Here is a 231-nt window from a genome sequence, read left to right on the forward strand (position 1 = left end):
CCTCGCCGGGCGCGATACGGAAGCCGCGGATCTTGATCTGGCGGTCGGCGCGGCCGTGGAACTCCAGCCGTCCGTCGGACTTCCAGCGGACCAGGCCGCCGGCGCGGTAGAGCCGTTCGCCGGGCGCGCCGAACGGGTCGGCGACGACCCGCTCGGCGGACAGCGCGGGCCGGCCGAGGTAGTCGCGGGCGAGTCCGGCGCCGCCGAGGTACAACTCGCCCACCACACCGG

1 protein-coding gene is annotated in these 231 nt (G+C 76.2%); it reads right to left on the reverse strand.

All coding sequences use genetic code 11. The features are described from left to right. The coding region (locus KVT45_RS55860; protein WP_217562806.1) for an AMP-binding protein at window positions 1-231 on the reverse strand (231 nt) is incomplete at both ends.

Origin of the sequence: Streptomyces sp. GbtcB6, assembly GCF_019091475.1 — a bacterium.
GTDB classification, from domain to species: Bacteria; Actinomycetota; Actinomycetes; order Streptomycetales; family Streptomycetaceae; genus Streptomyces; species Streptomyces hyaluromycini.